General features: G+C 63.0%; 19 protein-coding genes. 11 read left to right on the top strand and 8 right to left on the bottom strand.

The annotated features are described in order from the left end of the window. Nucleotides 1-72 precede the first annotated feature (72 nt). Both purH and QRN42_RS01050 read right to left on the bottom strand, forming a co-directional pair. Complete coding sequence (purH, locus tag QRN42_RS01055; RefSeq protein WP_284977619.1) at nucleotides 73-1,743, bottom strand: bifunctional phosphoribosylaminoimidazolecarboxamide formyltransferase/IMP cyclohydrolase; 1,671 nt, start codon at nucleotides 1,741-1,743, stop codon at nucleotides 73-75. Nucleotides 1,744-1,930: 187 nt separating this feature from the next. Next, on the bottom strand, nucleotides 1,931-2,905 hold the full coding sequence (locus tag QRN42_RS01050; RefSeq protein ID WP_284977618.1) for an endonuclease domain-containing protein: 975 nt from the start codon (nucleotides 2,903-2,905) through the stop codon (nucleotides 1,931-1,933). A gap of 166 nt (nucleotides 2,906-3,071) precedes the next feature. On the opposite strand from QRN42_RS01050, the gene QRN42_RS01045 reads away from it, so the two are divergent. Genes QRN42_RS01045 through QRN42_RS01035 form a run of 3 tightly spaced genes read left to right on the top strand, consistent with a single transcriptional unit; the run spans nucleotide 3,072 to nucleotide 6,338 of the window. Then, complete coding sequence (locus tag QRN42_RS01045; RefSeq protein ID WP_284977617.1) at nucleotides 3,072-4,019, top strand: N-acetylglucosamine kinase; 948 nt, start codon at nucleotides 3,072-3,074, stop codon at nucleotides 4,017-4,019. Then, nucleotides 3,994-4,944: an N-acetylmuramic acid 6-phosphate etherase gene (murQ, locus tag QRN42_RS01040; protein WP_284977616.1), complete on the top strand. Its 951-nt coding sequence runs from the start codon at nucleotides 3,994-3,996 to the stop codon at nucleotides 4,942-4,944. Before QRN42_RS01045 ends, murQ begins: the two co-directional genes overlap by 26 nt. A 41-nt stretch (nucleotides 4,945-4,985) precedes the next feature. Then, complete coding sequence (locus QRN42_RS01035; RefSeq protein ID WP_284977615.1) at nucleotides 4,986-6,338, top strand: MFS transporter; 1,353 nt, start codon at nucleotides 4,986-4,988, stop codon at nucleotides 6,336-6,338. 83 nt (nucleotides 6,339-6,421) lie between these two features. On the opposite strand, the gene QRN42_RS01030 is transcribed toward QRN42_RS01035, so the two are convergent. Both QRN42_RS01030 and purN read right to left on the bottom strand, forming a co-directional pair. After that, on the bottom strand, nucleotides 6,422-7,357 hold the full coding sequence (locus QRN42_RS01030; RefSeq protein WP_284974291.1) for a putative endonuclease domain-containing protein: 936 nt from the start codon (nucleotides 7,355-7,357) through the stop codon (nucleotides 6,422-6,424). Between the two features lie 120 nt (nucleotides 7,358-7,477). Continuing rightward, nucleotides 7,478-8,062, bottom strand: coding sequence for a phosphoribosylglycinamide formyltransferase (purN, locus tag QRN42_RS01025; protein ID WP_284977614.1), 585 nt, complete (start codon nucleotides 8,060-8,062; stop codon nucleotides 7,478-7,480). 11 nt (nucleotides 8,063-8,073) lie between these two features. Here purN and QRN42_RS01020 point away from each other — a divergent pair, with 11 nt between their 5' ends. Continuing rightward, nucleotides 8,074-8,523 carry a hypothetical protein gene (locus tag QRN42_RS01020; RefSeq protein ID WP_284977613.1) on the top strand — a complete coding sequence of 150 codons (450 nt, stop codon included), beginning with the start codon at nucleotides 8,074-8,076 and terminating at the stop codon, nucleotides 8,521-8,523. Here QRN42_RS01020 and QRN42_RS01015 read toward each other — a convergent pair. Further along, a complete protein-coding gene (locus QRN42_RS01015) occupies nucleotides 8,520-9,851 on the bottom strand; it encodes a cell division protein PerM (protein ID WP_284977612.1) in 1,332 nt (443 codons plus the stop codon). The genes QRN42_RS01020 and QRN42_RS01015 overlap by 4 nt on opposite strands. A 424-nt stretch (nucleotides 9,852-10,275) precedes the next feature. Here QRN42_RS01015 and QRN42_RS01010 point away from each other — a divergent pair, with 424 nt between their 5' ends. After that, nucleotides 10,276-11,706 carry a flotillin family protein gene (locus QRN42_RS01010; RefSeq protein WP_284977611.1) on the top strand — a complete coding sequence of 477 codons (1,431 nt, stop codon included), beginning with the start codon at nucleotides 10,276-10,278 and terminating at the stop codon, nucleotides 11,704-11,706. Then, the gene (locus QRN42_RS01005) at nucleotides 11,699-11,935 is read left to right on the top strand and encodes an NfeD C-terminal domain-containing protein (RefSeq protein ID WP_284977610.1); all 237 of its coding nucleotides are present in this window, start codon (nucleotides 11,699-11,701) and stop codon (nucleotides 11,933-11,935) included. The genes QRN42_RS01010 and QRN42_RS01005 overlap by 8 nt, the downstream gene beginning before the upstream one ends. Nucleotides 11,936-11,959: 24 nt before the next feature. Here the strand turns inward: QRN42_RS01005 and QRN42_RS01000 are convergent, their stop codons facing one another. The 3 genes from QRN42_RS01000 to QRN42_RS00990 all read right to left on the bottom strand — a co-directional run bounded on the left by QRN42_RS01000 (nucleotide 11,960) and on the right by QRN42_RS00990 (nucleotide 13,344). After that, nucleotides 11,960-12,337 carry a hypothetical protein gene (locus tag QRN42_RS01000; protein ID WP_284977609.1) on the bottom strand — a complete coding sequence of 126 codons (378 nt, stop codon included), beginning with the start codon at nucleotides 12,335-12,337 and terminating at the stop codon, nucleotides 11,960-11,962. After that, complete coding sequence (locus QRN42_RS00995; protein WP_284977608.1) at nucleotides 12,334-12,729, bottom strand: J domain-containing protein; 396 nt, start codon at nucleotides 12,727-12,729, stop codon at nucleotides 12,334-12,336. Before QRN42_RS00995 ends, QRN42_RS01000 begins: the two co-directional genes overlap by 4 nt. Nucleotides 12,730-12,921: 192 nt before the next feature. Further along, complete coding sequence (locus QRN42_RS00990; RefSeq protein WP_284974283.1) at nucleotides 12,922-13,344, bottom strand: Hsp20/alpha crystallin family protein; 423 nt, start codon at nucleotides 13,342-13,344, stop codon at nucleotides 12,922-12,924. Between the two features lie 144 nt (nucleotides 13,345-13,488). Here QRN42_RS00990 and QRN42_RS00985 point away from each other — a divergent pair, with 144 nt between their 5' ends. The 5 genes from QRN42_RS00985 to QRN42_RS00965 all read left to right on the top strand — a co-directional run bounded on the left by QRN42_RS00985 (nucleotide 13,489) and on the right by QRN42_RS00965 (nucleotide 16,293). Beyond that, nucleotides 13,489-13,896 carry a MerR family transcriptional regulator gene (locus tag QRN42_RS00985; protein ID WP_284977607.1) on the top strand — a complete coding sequence of 136 codons (408 nt, stop codon included), beginning with the start codon at nucleotides 13,489-13,491 and terminating at the stop codon, nucleotides 13,894-13,896. Nucleotides 13,897-14,137: 241 nt separating this feature from the next. Next, the gene (locus QRN42_RS00980) at nucleotides 14,138-14,743 is read left to right on the top strand and encodes a hypothetical protein (protein WP_284977606.1); all 606 of its coding nucleotides are present in this window, start codon (nucleotides 14,138-14,140) and stop codon (nucleotides 14,741-14,743) included. A 26-nt stretch (nucleotides 14,744-14,769) separates the two neighbouring features. Next, on the top strand, nucleotides 14,770-15,255 hold the full coding sequence (locus QRN42_RS00975; protein ID WP_284977605.1) for a hypothetical protein: 486 nt from the start codon (nucleotides 14,770-14,772) through the stop codon (nucleotides 15,253-15,255). Beyond that, nucleotides 15,252-15,755: a hypothetical protein gene (locus QRN42_RS00970; RefSeq protein WP_284977604.1), complete on the top strand. Its 504-nt coding sequence runs from the start codon at nucleotides 15,252-15,254 to the stop codon at nucleotides 15,753-15,755. Before QRN42_RS00975 ends, QRN42_RS00970 begins: the two co-directional genes overlap by 4 nt. An 88-nt stretch (nucleotides 15,756-15,843) precedes the next feature. Next, on the top strand, nucleotides 15,844-16,293 hold the full coding sequence (locus QRN42_RS00965; protein WP_284977603.1) for a hypothetical protein: 450 nt from the start codon (nucleotides 15,844-15,846) through the stop codon (nucleotides 16,291-16,293). Nucleotides 16,294-16,459: the final 166 nt, after the last annotated feature.

Here is a 16,459-nt window from a genome sequence, read left to right as displayed (position 1 = left end):
TACCCTCACCGGCGGTTAACGCCCGACGGCGGCCGCACCCCCTAGGGGCCAGCCGCCGTCGGGCGTTCCTTGCTAGTGGAAGAAGTGGCGCGCGCCGGTGAAGTACATCGTGATGCCGGCAGCGTTGGCTGCGGCGATCACTTCATCGTCACGGACCGAACCGCCCGGCTGAACAACGGCACGGACACCGGCGTCGATCAGGATCTGCAGCCCATCGGCGAACGGGAAGAACGCGTCCGAGGCTGCAACGGCACCGCGCGCCCGCTCCGGGGCGTTGGTCGCGTCGGCGTTGGAGGCGCCGCCAGCACCTTCGACGTCGGACTCCACCGACACGCCCAGCGTGTTGGCGCGCTCGACGGCGAGGCGGCAGGAGTCCAGGCGGTTGACCTGGCCCATGCCGATCCCGACGGCGGCACCGTTGTCAGCGATCAGGATGGCGTTGGACTTCGCCGCGCGGCACGCGGTCCAGGCGAAAGCCAGATCCGCGAGTGTTCCCTCGTCGGCGGCTTCGCCTGCGGCGAGGGTCCAGTTGGCGGGGTTGTCGCCGTCGGCGTCCACCTTGTCGCTCATCTGGACCAGGACGCCGCCGGAAACCTGGCGCATCTCCGAGGGATAGCGGCCGTAGCCTTCGGGGAGCGCGAGCAGGCGGATGTTCTTCTTCTTGGACAGGATCTCCACAGCCTCGGGCTCGAAGTCCGGGGCGATGACCACCTCGGTGAAGATGCCCGCAACCGTGCGCGCCATGCCAGCGGTGACCGTGCGGTTGGCAGCGATGACGCCACCAAAAGCGGAGACGGGGTCGCAAGCGTGGGCCTTGGCGTGGGCGTCGGCGATCGGGTCTGCCGCGTCGGCGGATCCGACGGCGACACCGCACGGGTTGGCGTGCTTGATGATCGCGACGGCGGGCTCGGCGAAGTCGAAGGCAGCGCGGAGGGCGGCATCGGCGTCGACGAAGTTGTTGTAGCTCATGGCCTTGCCGTGCAGCTGGTCAGCCTGGGCGATGCCTGCTGGAGCCGCGTGGTCCACGTAGAGGGCGGCCTGCTGGTGCGGGTTTTCGCCGTAGCGGAGAACCTCGGAGCGCTCCAGAGCCAGTCCTGCATAGGCAGGCCAATCGATGACGCCGTCGCCGTCCTCGTCCAGGAACTGGCTGGCGGTCCATGAAGCAACAGCGTTGTCGTAGCTGGCGGTGTGCGCGAAGGCCTTGGCAGCCAGGCGACGACGGGTGTTGAGGTCGAAGCCGCCTTCCTGGGCTGCGGCAACAACGGCGCCGTAGAAGTTGGGGTCCGTGACAATAGCGACGGCGGCATGGTTCTTCGCGGCCGACCGCACCATGGCGGGGCCTCCGATGTCGATCTGCTCAACGACGTCGTCCTGCGCCGCGCCGGACTTCACGGTCTCGACGAACGGGTAGAGGTTCACCACCACGAGGTCGAAGGTTTCAATGTCCATGCTGGCGAGCGTCTCCATGTGGGCAGGGACGCGGCGATCGGCGAGGATCCCGCCGTGAACGCGGGGGTGCAAGGTCTTCACCCGGCCGTCGAGCATTTCCGGGGAGCCGGTGACTTCTTCGACTTCCTTGACCGGGATGCCTGCGGCGGCGATCTTCTTGGCGGTGGAGCCGGTGGAAACGATGGCGACGCCGGCTGCGTGCAGGCCCTTCGCGAGCTCCTCCAGTCCCGTCTTGTCGTAAACCGAGATCAGTGCACGGCGGATGGGAACACGGTCAAGCTGCGTCAAGCTCACAAAAGTCTCCGTCTTAGGTCGCGTAAATGTCGCGGGTGGTGGGATACGGAGAGTTTATCGTGTTTCGTTGGCGCACCGGTTTTGAGTCGCGTCCTTGGCCCCCAACCCCACCCCGCCCGTTGCGGGGCCCACTCTGCACCCACACCCACCCCCCATCCCTGCACACCCGGCCTCACAAGCCCACCCCTTACGACGCCGGCCCTCGCCATCCGCGCGATACCAGCGCATCGCGAATCTTCTTTTCAGCGCTACCCCAGCCACCTTTCATCTGGACAAGGGAGAACCGCAGCACGATCCATCCGTTGGCGCGTAACCGGTCGTCCCGCTCTATGTCTTTGCCCCACTGGACGGGGTCGGATCTGTGGTGGTCGCCCTCGTATTCGAGTGCGATTTTGTACTCCTTGTATTGAAGGTCGGGTGTGGACATGTACCTGCCTAGATCGTCGAAGATTGGCAGGGTCACTGCCGGCTCCGGCAGTCCGGCGTCGACGATTTTCACCCGCAATCGCGACTCTTGGGGTGAGTCCACACCTTCACGCAACAGCGGCAGTATCTCCCGAGCCATTCGAATACCTTTGACCTTTGGACGCCGATCGATGACCTCTTGAATGGCCGCGATCGAGGACAGCGGGCTCTCACGGGCAAGTAGGGAGTCACCGGCCGCAACCAGAGACCCCCGCCCCATATGCCGGGCCAGATCCACCCAAGTCCACTCGGGGGAAGTGAGATGAACGCCATTGACCAGACGAACATCCCTGGCTAACAGCGGTGCCCTGTGACCAATCACTCCCCGACGTTTGACCCGGCCGATCTCCTGTCTCCGAGTCACATGGATCAGCCCATTGGTGCCTTCTTCTTCCAGATATATGGGAAGCGGCATCGACCACAGAAGTGCCGCTGTCACATGGCTCGCAGCGCAGCGCGGAGTGATCGCCGTATGCAGCCTGCCGAGAAGCTCAAGATTGCGATCATCACTTCGGGCAAGACGAATTCCTCGACTGGGAGTAACAAGTTCCTTTGACTGCAGTCGCCCGCGCGGCACACCTGCGGCGTAAGCATCAGCGACAAGGAAGCCATTGGGGTCCAGGTCCGACGGCAGAGGAGTTGGTTTCGGCATTGGACCATGCTCGCCGGTATTGACGGGCGGTGTTTGGTTATCCACAAAATGGTCTTGTCCGTGCTTGTGACTTCTCCTCCACACCCTGCTTGGGGGCCGTGTTGTGGGGCCTGCTCTGCATGGAAAACGACCAACTAACCCTGCGGAGCGGGCCCCACAACGAAGGGAGTAGCCCACACGGATCGGGCTGCCCCCCAAGTAGGGTTGGTCCATGGAAGCGTCCACCTCCGTAGTCCTCGTTGCCGACATAGGAAAGAGTCGGTGCCGCGTTGAGCTGCGCAGGGGCCACGATCTGCTCGCGGCAGCGGACCAGCACGGCTTCCCCGGCATTCACGTAGACCAAGGGCCCGCCCTCGCGTTCGACCTCCTGCTCAAGACAGTGGCTTTGCTGGCGCCCGCACTCCCCCTCAACAGCCTCGCGGGGATAGGCGCCGGAGTAGCCGGCGTCGAGGCTTCCACTGAAAATTCCCGCGAATTGGCCGCCCTCCTGGCCCATCATTTCCGCGTTCCAGCTGCCGTGCTCTCCGATGCCACCGCCGCGCACTTGGGTGCATTCGACGGCGGGACCGGCACCGTCTTGATCGTCGGGACAGGCGCCGTGGCCTTCCGCTTCGACGAGCCCGGCCTCCTCCACCGGGCCGACGGCTGGGGCCCCTACCTTGGCGATCGCGGCAGCGGCCGGTGGATTGGTCAACAAGGTCTTCAAGCAGTTTTGGAAGCGCACGACGGCGGTCCCGCTACCTCCCTCTCGGCTGCGGCCGGCGCGTTGGTCGAGTCGCCGGACATGCTTCCGGGTTGGCTTGCCGCACACGAGAACCCTTACCGCGCGATGGCCCGTTTCGCACCCCAGGTGCTGCAGGCAGCGGAGGCGGGTGACGGCGTCGCGCGTGACATCATCGGCGAGGCGTGCAGGATCTTGACCCGCACGGTGCAGAGAGCGTGTGGCAACCAAGAAAGCCCCGGCCACGTGGCCCTGCTGGGCGGTGTGGCGGACTCGGAGTTCTTTGCCGGGCTCTTGCAGAACTCGCTCTCTTCGGCTGGGATTGAGGTGGTGACCCCGCTGGGCGATGGCTTGGACGGTGCTGCCCTCGCAGCGGTGCGCCGCGGGCTCATCCACGAAAGGTATATCCACCGTGACGGAGCAACCGGAACCAACTGACGCGGACAAACTCGCGGATCTCCGCACCGTCCTGGCCGGTCTGCAGACCGAAGCCACCGCCGAGGGGGTGGACGCCCTGGACACCTTTGGCACGGAAAAGCTGGTCGCGACCATGCTTTCCCACAGTGCAGGAGTGCACGCCGCCGTTGCGGCTGCTGCTCCTGAAATCGTTGAAACGGTCGACGCCGTTGCCGAGCGGTTTAGACGTGGCGGACGACTGATCTACGTGGGCGCGGGAACGGCTGGCCGCCTGGGAGTGCTCGACGCGAGCGAATGCCCGCCCACCTTCGGCACTCCGCCGGGTCTCGTGGTCGGGCTCATCGCGGGCGGGGTCCAAGCGATCCAAAAACCTGTGGAGTACGCCGAGGACAACGCAACCGCCGGGGCTCGGGACCTGCACGATATCAACGTCACTGAAGCGGACGCCGTCGTGGGTATCACTGCCTCCGGAAGGACGCCGTACGTGATCGGCGCACTGGAGGAGGCCCGTAAGAGGGGCGCGTTCACGGCGTCGTTGGCGTGCAACAAGGGCTCGGCCGTCGGGCACCTGGCCGATGTTGCTATCGACGTTGAGGTGGGCCCCGAGTTCATTGCGGGATCGACCAGGCTGAACTCGGGCACCGCGCAGAAATTGGTCCTGAACATGATCAGCACGTTGACCATGGTGAAGCTGGGCAAGACGTACGGGAACCTCATGGTGGATTTGCGCGCGACGAATGAGAAGTTGCTGGCCCGCTCCCAGCGGACCGTGCAGCACGCCACGGGAGTCTCGGCGCAGGAAGCGGCCGCCGCCCTGGACTCCGTCGGGGGCTCGGTGAAGGCGGCGATTTTGGTGCTGCTCACGGGCATCGACCCCTCCTCAGCAAAGACCGCGCTCGACGACGCCGGTGGTTTCCTGCGAAGGGCGATCGAAACCCGGAAGTAGGGCATGCTGCAGAGCGCATAAAGTTTCATGCAGGAGGCCCAATGAATACATACACAGCCGTGCCGAGCGGCGAACAAGTGGTGCAGGAATTGCCGTGGCGGTGGAAGGTCCAAGGGAAGATCTTCGTGATCGGCGGCTTGGGTTTCATGTTCGATGCTTGGGATGTGACGCTCAACGGCATCCTGATTCCGTTGCTGTCCAAGCACTGGTCCCTGCAACCGGCAGGCGCTGCGTGGATCGGCACGGCCAACCTGATCGGAATGGCGGTGGGCGCGTTTGCCTGGGGCACTATCGCGGACACCATTGGACGCAAGAAGGCGTTCAGCGCCACCCTCCTGATCTTCAGCATCTTCACCGTCCTGGGCGCTTTCTCGCCCGACGTCGTCTGGTTTTGCATCTTCCGCTTTGTGGCCGGTTTCGGTCTAGGCGGTTGCATTCCCGTGGATTACGCGTTGGTGGGTGAGTTCACGCCCCGCAAGCAAAGGGGCAAAGTCCTCACCGCCATGGACGGCTGGTGGCCCGTGGGCGCGGCCTTGTGCGGCTTCCTGTCAGCGTGGTTCGTCGCTGCGTTTGCAGACTGGCGGTTGACGATGCTGGTCATGGTGGTGCCGGCACTGCTCGTCTTCTGGATCCGCCGGAGCGTGCCTGAATCCCCGATGTTCCTGATCCGGAAAGGGCGGCGTGCTGAAGCGGCGGCCGTCATCGACGATTTAGTGGCCGCCACCGGCATGGAACCGCGGGCTTACCGGTTGCCCGCGGCCCAGGCCGCGCCACGGCTGTCCGCTGGAAGCATTTGGAAGCAGCTGCGGCTCATCTGGCAGTTCGACTGGAAGATTACGACAGCGGCCTGGGCTTTGTTCTTCTCCGTGCTGCTGGTTTATTACGTGTCCCTGACCTGGATGCCCCGGATTCTCATTGGAGCCGGCTTCGAGGAGTACAAGGCGTTCCTCACGACGGCGGGAATGGCCGCCGTCGGGCTTCTGGGCGTGGTGGCTGCGGCGCTGCTGGTGGAGCGCGTAGGCCGCAAGTGGATCCTCGCCGTGACCGGCCCGCTGTCCGCGCTGACGCTCGTGATCGTGGCATTCGTGGTGGACGTACCGGCCGCCGCGGTGTTCTGGCTGCTGGTGTTCGGCTTTGTGGTGCAGGTGGCGATTCCGGTGCTCTACGCGTACGTGTCCGAGCTCTACCCCACTGAGTTGCGGGGGTCCGGCTTCGGATGGGCCTCCAGCTTTTCCCGCATCGGAGCGGGCTTTGGGCCCTTGGTGTTCGCATCATTCTTCTGGCCCGAGTTCGGCCTGGCCCAGTCCTTCGCGATGGCCGGTGGCTTGGTGCTGCTCTCCGTGCTGTGGATGGCTTTCATGGCGCCGGAGACCAAGCAGCGCGTCCTCGCCTGACGCCGCCCCTTCCCCAACTAGCGGCCCCCAACTAGGGGACAGTTCCTGCTCCACTCAGGGCTCAGAGCGGCGTTATCTGTCCCCTAGTTGGGCGACCACCCGCGTTGCTCCAGCGCACGCCTCACCTTGGCCACCGCCGTGATTGCGCCGGTGCTCATATGGCGCTTTGAGATGCGCACAAGGTTCCAGCCCGCGCGGCTGTAGTCTTCCTCGCGGGCAATGTCCCTGACCACCTGCGCGGGGTCCGAGTGGCCCTCGCCCTCATATTCGACGCCGACCCGCCACTCGCGGTAACCAAGGTCTGGTTGACGTACGACACCGGGACTCAACACCGTGCGCACGTTGACCTCCGGGGTGGGAAGCCCAGCCCGCCCAAGCGCCAGCCTCAGTCGAGTTTCGGGAGCAGAGTCGGCGCCCACCACCGCCTGCTCCAAGGCGAGGCGGGCCTTGCGGATACCTGGTGTCCCCCAGTGCCGGTCCAGCATCTCTTCAAGGTCATCCATGGTGCAGTATGGCTCGGATCGGTTTTCGAATTCCAGCCTCGGAACACGGAGCAAATGATCGGCCACGACAGTGATCTCGTCGATGTCCATCTTCCGGGAGCAGTCCAGCCATGTCCGGGCCCTACTGGTTACGAAGAGTCCGTTCAGCGTAGTGATTTCGTCCGCGAAGAACTGCCCCTTGTGCGCAGTGACGCCTTTGCGGCGAGGTCTCCCCATGGTGTCGGGCCGCGAAATGTGGATACTCGTCTCGTGACTCCCAGGCAGGAATCCGGGAAACTCCCAGAGCAGGAATGCCGTTGCATGTGACGCAGCTGAGAACGGAGTAACCAGGGTCAGAGGCCGGGCACGATCGGCAACCGTCAGGTCGTCCACTATTCTAGGCATGCGGATCTGACGGCTTGGCGAGGCCAGATCTCTGTAGCGTAGGCGCCCAGCTGTGACGCCGGCGTCGAGCGCTTCCTGGACAATGAAGGGCTTCATAGCCAGGTTTGCGGGCAGCGGCCGTGCGATCTTCATGGGCCCATGCTGGCAAAATCAACGGCCGTGCGTTCTGTTATCCACAGGCCCGGGCGCGCAACGCCCAACTAGGGGACAGCTCCGGGCCCTCTGAGGGCTCAGGGCGACGTTATCTGTCCCCTAGTTGGGCGATGGCGTGGGCTGGGAGGCGGCCAGGGACGCCAGGGTCTGGACCAAGAGGCGCCGCTCCACTATCTTGATGCGCTCGTGCAGGCTCTCCTCGGTATCAGAGGGAAGAACAGCCACGGCTTCCTGGGCGATGATCGGCCCGGTGTCCACTCCGGCGTCGGCCCAGTGAACGGTGCACCCAGTGACCTTGACGCCATACGCCATGGCGTCGCGAACGCCGTGGGCGCCGGGGAACGACGGGAGCAGGGCCGGGTGGGTGTTGACGTATTTGCCGCCGAAAGCATCGATGAAGTCCGCGCTGACAATGCGCATGAACCCGGAGGAGACCACGACGTCGGGCTGGTAGGAGAGGACCTTGTCCCGCAGCGCTGCATCCCACTCAGCGCGGGTCTGGAACGAGTTGAAGTTGACCACGAACGTTTCGATCCCGGCCTCTTCCGAGCGCTCTACCCCGTAGGTATCGGGGCGATCCGCTCCCACAGCGGCAATCTCGACGTCCAGTTCACCTGACTTCACGGCGTCGATGACAGCCTGGAGGTTGGAGCCGGTACCGGAGACGAGGACAACAATTCGCATTGCACTAGCTTATGGTCGGCTCGCGTAGGCTGGAAAACATGAATTCCGACGCCGGCCCCAAGCGGAGCAAACAACCGTACAGTGAGGCCGAGAAAGCCGCTTTTGGCGTGACCCAGATGTTGTTCCGCGCCTTCTTGTTGGCTGCCTTGGGATCCTTCTTCGTGTTCTCCCTGAATGTGAACTACGTGTGGCTGAGCGCTTTGCTGACGGTGATCGGTTTAGTGCTTGGCGTGGTGGTCCTGGTGCGGGCTGTAAAGTTCAGGCACCCGCGCCTGGTGTTGTTCGGCACCATTTCCGGGCTCATTGTCACCGCGGTCATGTGCCTGCTGATCCTCACCACCGCCCTGTTCTTCACGCAGGTCAGCACCTACCAGGCTTGTTCACGGGCCGCATTGACGGAATCCGCCAAGACGCAGTGCCTCACCCAGTTGGAAAAATCCATGCCGGCTGCCCTGCGCTAGGCGTGTTCGTCGTCGTAAACTGCGTGGTCCAGGTCCGCCTCGCGCAGCTTCTGCCGGCGTTCCAGCCATGGCCCCACCGCATAACCGATCACGACGCCGAGCCCCACTTCCGTGGCCAGCCAGAGTGCCGTCCTGATCGGGTCGGGGCCGATTTCCGTGAGCCGCCCAATGCCGGCCGAACCGCGTGAAATCCACACCGCGACACCACAGAGGGCACCGGCGATCGCGCCTACCAACGCCCCGAGGAACAGCGTGGACACGGCTGCCGTGAACCAACGGGCCTTGATTTTGATGGACAGCCATTCGTCAAAGTGGTTTTCGCCTGCGCGCAGGAACCACCAACCCCCAAGGATGCCAGCGACCACCGGAAGCGCAAGCGCCATCGGTCCGGCGTCGAGCTGTCCGGCGGGAAGCGCACCGAAGATGGGGACGGCCGGGAGCGGTCCGACGGCGGTGCCAAGCGGCCCCACGTGCGAACCAACGCCCAAGGAGAACCCCGCACCGGAGGACCAGGCAAGGGCGAAAAAGACCAGGTTCGGCAGGAAGCCCAGCTGCGCGATGGTCAGCACCGCACCGCCCATGGCACCGGCTTTGAGCCCTTCGTAGACGGCGATGATATCCGTCCAGTGCATCACGATGGTCACGGCCAACAACACAGCGGCCAGGCAGACAGAGGCGACGGCGGCAACGAAACCTGCCTTGATGGCCGACCCCACGTAGGACCCGGCCCAGCGGGAGTGCTGGCTGGTGCGCGCGAGCCACGTGACGGCGTCGACGCCGATGAGGCGGCTCCACGAGCCTGCTTCACGTCGCGCTCCAACAACTATCCCCAAGCCGAAGGGAATCAGCGGGATGGTCATGGCGAACCAGAGGTTGATCACAACTTCGGGTGTCCGGCAGACGAAGCCGGTGGCTATCCCGAACGCGCCATACACCAGGAGGGCTCCCAGGAATGCCTGCCACAGCTGGTCCGTGTAGGACGCGCGGGCAAGGCGACGGCCCGTGCGCCATGCCAGCAGGAAAGGAATCAGCGTCAGGCCCAGCGGGATCAGGGTCAGAACCCCTGATCCGTGTTGGGCCACGGTGCCTGGGTTGACCTGTGTCAGGTTCAAGGAAACGCCGTGGATCAGGAGCCACGCTTGGCCGGCCAGGCGGGCCAGGAAATCCACGTTGCGGTTCTGGAAACCGTCGGTGGCCCAGACGCCCAGCAGTGGAAGCACCACCACAATGGCTGAGATGAATGCCGCTTGCGCCGCTTCCAAACCACCCTGTAGCCAAAGAGGCATGGGGAGGCCACGGTTTCCGGTCTGATCAGCGCGCAGTTTCATCGTGATCCATCGTGCCACGGAGCGCAGCCCTCCCCCGGGAGGCGCCCCTGCGCTGACCCGAAATTCAGCGCTTTTTGCGGTGCCCCGCCGTAAGATGGGAGGTGTTCCCAGGGGGATGCGCAGGCGTTGAAGGCCCGGAAATCAATCGAAGCCGGGAACTAGGAGCGGCCAATGGACAGGTGTCACAACGCATAACAGAAAGTCGTACTAGCAGCTGGTGCAGCCGCCCTTCGAATTCATTCGACCGGCTGCACCAGCCTTCTTTTTTGCCTCCTTGCAACAGCCTTCGAACGAACCGGCACAAATGACGCACAAACGTGCTGGACTTAGCAGTCCCTCAGAACAAGACTGTGTACACGAGCAACCACTTGGCCTATTGGGGGTCAACCAGTGTGGGCGGTTCACTTTCTGAAGGGACAGGTCGATGCAAGACCTTGCTGCATTCTTTCCACTGATCGCCATGATTCTCGGCGTCCTGTTTGTTATCGGTTTCGTGTGGGTGGCCACCAAGGCAATGTGGAAGGTAGCCGAGCCCAACGAGGCATTGATCATCTCGGGCCTGACACGCGGCACACTTGAAAACACCGATGGCATGGACTTCAAGATTGTCACCGGGAAGGGCGCACTGGTGGTTCCGGGACTTCAGACAGTGCGCACCCTCGCGCTGACGCTGAACGAGACAGAGCTCAAAGTTTCCTGTGTGACCTCCCAAGGCATCCAGGTGATCGTTGATGGCGTGGTGATCTACAAAATCGGCGATGCTCCACCGTTCATTGCCAACGCGGCGCGGCGGTTCCTCGGCCAGCAGCCCCGGATGGAGAGCCAGGTGTACAACGTCTTTGAAGGGCACCTGCGTTCCATCATCGGCAGCATGACCGTGGAGGAGATTATCCGGGAGCGGGACAAGCTTGCCTCGCTGGTCCGGAGCGCCAGCGGCGTGGAGATGGAAAAGCTCGGCCTGGTGGTTGATTCCCTGCAAATCAAGGATTTGCAGGATCCCACCGGCTATATCCAAAACCTCGCCAAGCCACACATTGCGCAGGTCAAGATGGAAGCCCGGATCGCCGAGGCCACCCGGAACCGCGAAGCTGCGGAAAAGGAGGCAGAAGCTGCGGCGCTGATCGCGGATGCCCAGAGCCTTTCGGCCATCAAGCAATCCGCGGCCCAGGCCAACGCCGAGCAGGCCCGCGCGAATGCAGCCCAAGCGGGGCCTTTAGCCGATGCCACCGCCCGCCAGCAAGTGGTGGTCCAGGAAACGGAAGTGGCCAAACTCGAGGCCGACCGCGAAGAGCAGAAGCTACAGACCACCATCCGCAAGCCCGCGGACGCGAAGGCCTACGCCCAGCGGACGGAAGCCGAAGCCAAAAAGGCGGCGGATATCAGTGCTTCGGAAGCACTGGCCAGGCGTACCGAGCTTGACGCCCAGGCCAATGCGCGGCGCGTTGAACTCGAAGCCCAGGCGAATGCAGGCGCCGCCGCAGCAATGGCTGGTGCCACTCGCCTGACCGGTGAAGCAGAGGCAGCGGCGACGACGGCGCGAGGCAACGCTGCCGCTTCGGCGGTGAAGGCCAAGGCACTGGCTGAAGCCGAGGGCATCAAGGCTCGTGGTGAAGCCTTGGAGACCAACCAGGATGCCGTGATCTCCCAGCAGATCGCAGAGAACATGCCAGCGATCGTTTCCGCCGCGGCCGAGCCCTTCTCCCGCATCGGGCAGCTCACGGTGCTCAACGGCGGCGATGGCCTGAACAGCATGGTGGGTGGAATCCTGTCGCAGGTCGGTAGCTTCCTGCCCTCCCTGGCGTCGGCGTTGCGCGGAAAGGAAGCGTCTCCGCCGTCGAAAGCTCCCAATGCATAAGGACGTCAACCGCAGCCTGACCGGAAAGATCGGCCGGGTGACCGGCACCATCGCACCTGGCACCATAGGCGAGGTCATGCTCCCCTTCCAAGGAGGGACGAGCGCGTTCTTCGCCCACCCGTTCGACAAGACGAGTGTGTTCCCCGTGGGCGAGAAGGTGTTGGTGATCTACTACGAACCGCCCCAGACGGTGTACGTGGATGAGTTGCCCGAGGTTTTAAGGGAGTAGGAGCTCTCCTCGAGGGAGTGCAACTCATAGTTGCGGGCCGTAGATGAACTCCTTGGCATGGTTGACGGCCTTCTTGAAGGCATCGTTGCGCAGGGTCACATGCTCTTGGCTTGCCCCGCTTCGGGGTTCCATGAATGTTGTGGGCCCGGGGCGGAGCATCCAGATATCCCCTGCGGGAGGAAGATAGAACACGCCAAACGATCGGTGTTCCGGGTCGTCCGCCCAGATCGGCACTACCGCCACCGCCGCGCCCGTGTCCGGGTTGATCCATTGCGCTCGCGGCATGGGTTGCTCGTGGACCTCGGGATCCAGGAACGGCGCTGTCCCCCTCCCCCAGCGCTTCTCGAACCGTTCGTAAAACGCAGGAATGATGTGGCCGTCGTAGGGACGCCATGCGCTCATGAATGACTCCTTGGTGTTCGGGTGTTGTAAGACGGCGGAGCCCAACGCGGCGGGCCGAAGGATAGGGGCGGCTGGTCCGGATCGCCGGGTGCGGGCGACGTTGTCCGGTGAACGCGAACCCTCACAGGCGTCCCGGCAGTCCGAGCAGGCAGGCCAGAGCGCGCGAGATCATAAGCCGCCCGCTTCCTCGGGTCCGACAAAACGCCGTACGCCTGCATGATGGCGTGCAGTTGCTGGACGTCGGCCGCGGAAAGTGCGCCACCGCCGTCGTCCGCTTGGCGTGTGTCCGGATGGTGCGTGCGGAGCAGCGAGCGGTACGCATGGGTGATCTCACGGGCGGTCGCGTCGGGGACCACCTGCAGGATCGCGTAGTGATCGGGTTGGTTGCTCACTGTTGTTTCCGTGCGTTTGCTTCCGGTGCGGGTACGGGTTTGGAGATGGCCCCCGGCGTGAGCCGAGGGCCATCCATCGGGAGGCAACGTCGGGGGCCGCGTTTTCTTTGCGCAAGATGCGCTGTGGGGTGGCACGAAGCCTGCACCCAACTTTTCCGATGCGGTCGGTCTGATGCTCCCGGTCCTGCCGGACTAGGCGTTGATCTCCTGCCTTTGTCCGTTCGACGTGATTTCGATGCGCCGCGGCTTGGCCTTCTCTGCAACGGGGATGCGAAGGGTCAGCACACCAGCGTCGTAGCTGGCCTTGACGCCGTCGGTATCCAGCGTGTCGCCCAGGATCAGTTGCCGGCTGAAGACGCCTTGCGGGCGTTCGGCGGCGATTAGTTCCGTGTTCTCGCCAGCTGGCGACTTCCGCTCCGCCTTGACCGTCAGGACGTTGCGTTCGACGTCGAGGTCGACGGAATCGGGGCTGACACCGGGCAGATCAAACGCGACAACGAATTCTTCGCCCTCCTGCCAAGCGTCCATGGGCATGCCCGCCGGGCGTGCTGTTGTGCCAAAAACCTGTTGGGCGAGCCGGTCGAAATCGCGGAACGGGTCAGTGCGCATCAGCATTTTGTTCTCACTCCTTTGATCGTGATGCTGATCTGTTGTTTGTACCAGTCTTCGGGTGGATCTATGTTGGCTGGTATAGATTTTTTATAGCACTGGTGAGAGAGTGGTGCAAGTGGATTTTCCGAAGATTTTTGAGGGGGTTTGATGGCTGGTTCTGGCGGCTCAGGTGCAGTGGAGCACGACGGCGGAAGGGACGTTCGCGAACGGGACGCGATGGGCGTTTACGCTATTTCCGTTGCCGCGGAACTGGTCGGTACCGGGCAACAGAACATCCGGCAGTACGAACGCAAAGGCTTGCTCACTCCGGAAAGGACCGACGGCGGCACTCGCCGCTACAGCGAGTCGGACCTGGCGACCTTGCGCCGAATCGGAGCACTCCTGGATGAAGGGCTCAACCTGGCCGGGGTGAAACTCGTGCTCGAGCTGGAGGCGGAAAACCGCGGGCTGACCGAGGACAATCGGGGGTTGGCGGACGACAACCGCGAACTGCGGGCGGATAACAAGGGGCTGCGGAGGGATCTGAAGCGGGCGCGGGGCCGGGACTCAGGCTAAAGCAGGTGAGCTGCGCACATACCGGGTCGGCCGCACATTATTGAACCACAGCTAAGCGAACCGGGTGCGCCCGCGCAGGGGAATTCGTTTCGGAGGGATGCAGACGATGGACGTCGTTCCATTAGTTGCCGAGGCGACACATTCCAGTCAATAACTACATCGTCTGTTGTCCCATGAGACGATGCACCCACTATCTCGCATCGCCAATGCAGAAATATGCACCCAGGAGAGGTCTCACACAATGAAATACACCACGTCCCTGGCTACCCTTGCGCTCATTGGGGCGCTAGGACTGACCGCATGCGGCTCTAGCAACTCCAAGGGCACCGGAGCCGCGCCCACCGTGGAGGCTGCGGCCGGAGCCGTCAGTGCCACACCGACAGCGGACGGGCCAGCGAAGTCCAGCCGGGGGAACATCCTGATGAAGGTTGGCGACCCGGGAACGGTGACGGACACCATCACGAAGAAGGCAACCGTCAACTTCACGGTCAACTCGATCGCTCCGGTTACCTGCACCGAGCAGTACGCCTCCGCACCCAAGAATGGGCACCTCTATGCGGTGGACCTCAGCATCAAGACAACCCCGGAGCTGGCACAGTCGTCATTCCCCAAGTACATCCTGACGGCAGGCAGCTTCAAGTTCATCGCCGCGAACGGGACCACGTTCAATGGCCAACTCTTCACTACCGCGGTAATCGGCTGTATCCCCAGCGCTGAGCAGTTGCCGGCGGATGGTCTAGGTCCGGGTGAGAACGCTACGGGCAAGGTTCTCGTTGACCTGCCTGACACTAAGGGTGTGCTGGTGATGAGCCAGAGCTTCGGCCCTGGCTTTGAATACAACTTCTAAACAATCAACCTTAAATGGGGGACGCAATGACTGAAAACCTCAACACTGAACCGGAGCAAGTTCCAACTCCGCACTATCCGGCCGCTGGGCCTCCTTTGTACCAAGCGCCCACCGAGTTCAACATGCCGCGCCAGCCCGCCCCAATGGGGCCGAAGAGCAAGAGCCGCAAGCAGTTCATCCTGCCCGCCGCTCTTCTGGTGGGCGGGCTCCTGATCGGTGGAGGTATCGGATACGCGAACCGGCCTGCGCCTGTTGTGGAAGTACAAACCAAGACGGAAACCAAATCCGTCACGCCCGCAACTTGCATCGACGCACTAACGCAGGCTGACCTCTTACTCCTGAACGACGCCGACATGGTTGGCTACATGTCGGACGCCCTCAAGGCGGCTGGCTCATTCAACACCGCTGGAATCCAAGCAGCCAGTGCGAGCATGGCTCCGGTCAACGCCCGCCAGAAGGATCTCCTGCCCAAGTACACGAGCGCAAAGCAGTCCTGCCAGGCGTCCCGATGAGTGAGCCAACAAGCATGCCACCTAACGGCACGCAACCTCCCCTGTACCAGAATCCGATGAACTTCAGTGCGGGTCCAGCCAACCCCTACGACCGCAAGCCGAAGAGATTGAACAAGAGGAATCTCATCGTGGGTGCTGTTGCTGCACTTGTTATGTTTGGATTCGGTATGGGAGCTGTATCCGCTGGCACGACACCCCCTGTGGCGGTGGAGCCGACGCCTGCATCAACGGTGACGGTGACTGCCAAGCCGCAGATCAACACTGTCACCGTTACCAAGACGCCGCAGTCATGCATAGATGCACTGGACAAGGCCTCAGCTGTAATCGGTGTCATGTCCAAGGCGTTTCCGTTGGCATCCCAGGCCATCACGGCCGCAGGCGGGCGTGATGTGGCAGGACTAAATTCGGTCACTTCGCAAATGAACGATTTAAACAGCCAGCTTGCAGCGGCCAGCCCCGGCTTGGTGGCCTCCGTGCAGTCCTGTAGGTCCAGCCAGTAACGACACAACCGCCAGTACCAGGAATCGTTATCAAAAGCAGGACGCTCCTGAATGGCGCGTTCTGCCAAATCAATTTGAAGGATTTCTCATGCACCACCAGAAGCTACTTCTGACCGTATGCCTCTTGGGCGCAGTCGCGCTCACGGGATGCGCCCCCGTAGGCGGTACCTCTACTGCCTCCGCTTCCACACCCACACCCACACCCACCAAGACAGTCCCAGCAAACGGTGAACACTACAGCTCCGTGGCCTCGCTGGAGGCTGCATTTGTTGAGGCGGGTGGTGATTGCTCAGGGTTCGAGCAGACCAACAAGGTGACCCACGCCGCGGAGTCCGGAAATTGCGGGACAGGCTCCGTCCTTTCCGTCTACTCCTCGTTGTCAGACAGAGACGCAGTGGTGGATGAAATGAAGCAGTTCGCCGACGTCATTGGTATGAACGTTCTCGTTGGCGAGAACTGGATCATCAACGACAAGAAAGTGGCACAATATCAGCCCAAGCTGGGGGGAACTTTGGTCACCCGAGCCGCAACCAAATAGAGTGGAAGGCGGCGGCCTTGCGGGGCCGTCGCCGGCTTCGGGCTGGAAGACCGCCTTTATTATTTGGATCAAATGCGTCTGAGCGCTGTGCGGGTGCGGTCCGTCGCGTACAAGGAAGGGCCAGCCGTTGCCGCTCAGCTAGGCAGATCCTCGACGTCTTTCTTTC

Origin of the sequence: Arthrobacter sp. fls2-241-R2A-200 (assembly GCF_030209745.1) — a bacterium.
GTDB lineage: Bacteria > Actinomycetota > Actinomycetes > Actinomycetales > Micrococcaceae > Arthrobacter.
The sequence above is the reverse complement of the archived record's forward strand: the minus strand, read 5'-3'. Positions and strand labels throughout refer to the sequence as shown.

Bases quoted from the DNA above. Each gene is read 5' to 3' on its own strand.
- QRN42_RS00975 (WP_284977605.1), top strand. From the start codon at position 14,770: ATGACTGAAAACCTCAACACTGAACCGGAGCAAGTTCCAACTCCGCAC.
- QRN42_RS00970 (WP_284977604.1), top strand. From the start codon at position 15,252: ATGAGTGAGCCAACAAGCATGCCACCTAACGGCACGCAACCTCCCCTG.
- QRN42_RS00990 (WP_284974283.1), bottom strand. From the start codon at position 13,344: ATGCTGATGCGCACTGACCCGTTCCGCGATTTCGACCGGCTCGCCCAA.
- QRN42_RS01035 (WP_284977615.1), top strand. From the start codon at position 4,986: ATGAATACATACACAGCCGTGCCGAGCGGCGAACAAGTGGTGCAGGAA.
- QRN42_RS01045 (WP_284977617.1), top strand. From the start codon at position 3,072: ATGGAAGCGTCCACCTCCGTAGTCCTCGTTGCCGACATAGGAAAGAGT.
- purN (WP_284977614.1), bottom strand. From the start codon at position 8,062: ATGCGAATTGTTGTCCTCGTCTCCGGTACCGGCTCCAACCTCCAGGCT.
- QRN42_RS01010 (WP_284977611.1), top strand. From the start codon at position 10,276: ATGCAAGACCTTGCTGCATTCTTTCCACTGATCGCCATGATTCTCGGC.
- QRN42_RS01030 (WP_284974291.1), bottom strand. From the start codon at position 7,357: ATGAAGATCGCACGGCCGCTGCCCGCAAACCTGGCTATGAAGCCCTTC.
- QRN42_RS01015 (WP_284977612.1), bottom strand. From the start codon at position 9,851: ATGAAACTGCGCGCTGATCAGACCGGAAACCGTGGCCTCCCCATGCCT.
- QRN42_RS01000 (WP_284977609.1), bottom strand. From the start codon at position 12,337: ATGAGCGCATGGCGTCCCTACGACGGCCACATCATTCCTGCGTTTTAC.
- QRN42_RS00985 (WP_284977607.1), top strand. From the start codon at position 13,489: ATGGCTGGTTCTGGCGGCTCAGGTGCAGTGGAGCACGACGGCGGAAGG.
- QRN42_RS01020 (WP_284977613.1), top strand. From the start codon at position 8,074: ATGGTCGGCTCGCGTAGGCTGGAAAACATGAATTCCGACGCCGGCCCC.
- QRN42_RS00965 (WP_284977603.1), top strand. From the start codon at position 15,844: ATGCACCACCAGAAGCTACTTCTGACCGTATGCCTCTTGGGCGCAGTC.
- QRN42_RS01005 (WP_284977610.1), top strand. From the start codon at position 11,699: ATGCATAAGGACGTCAACCGCAGCCTGACCGGAAAGATCGGCCGGGTG.
- QRN42_RS00980 (WP_284977606.1), top strand. From the start codon at position 14,138: ATGAAATACACCACGTCCCTGGCTACCCTTGCGCTCATTGGGGCGCTA.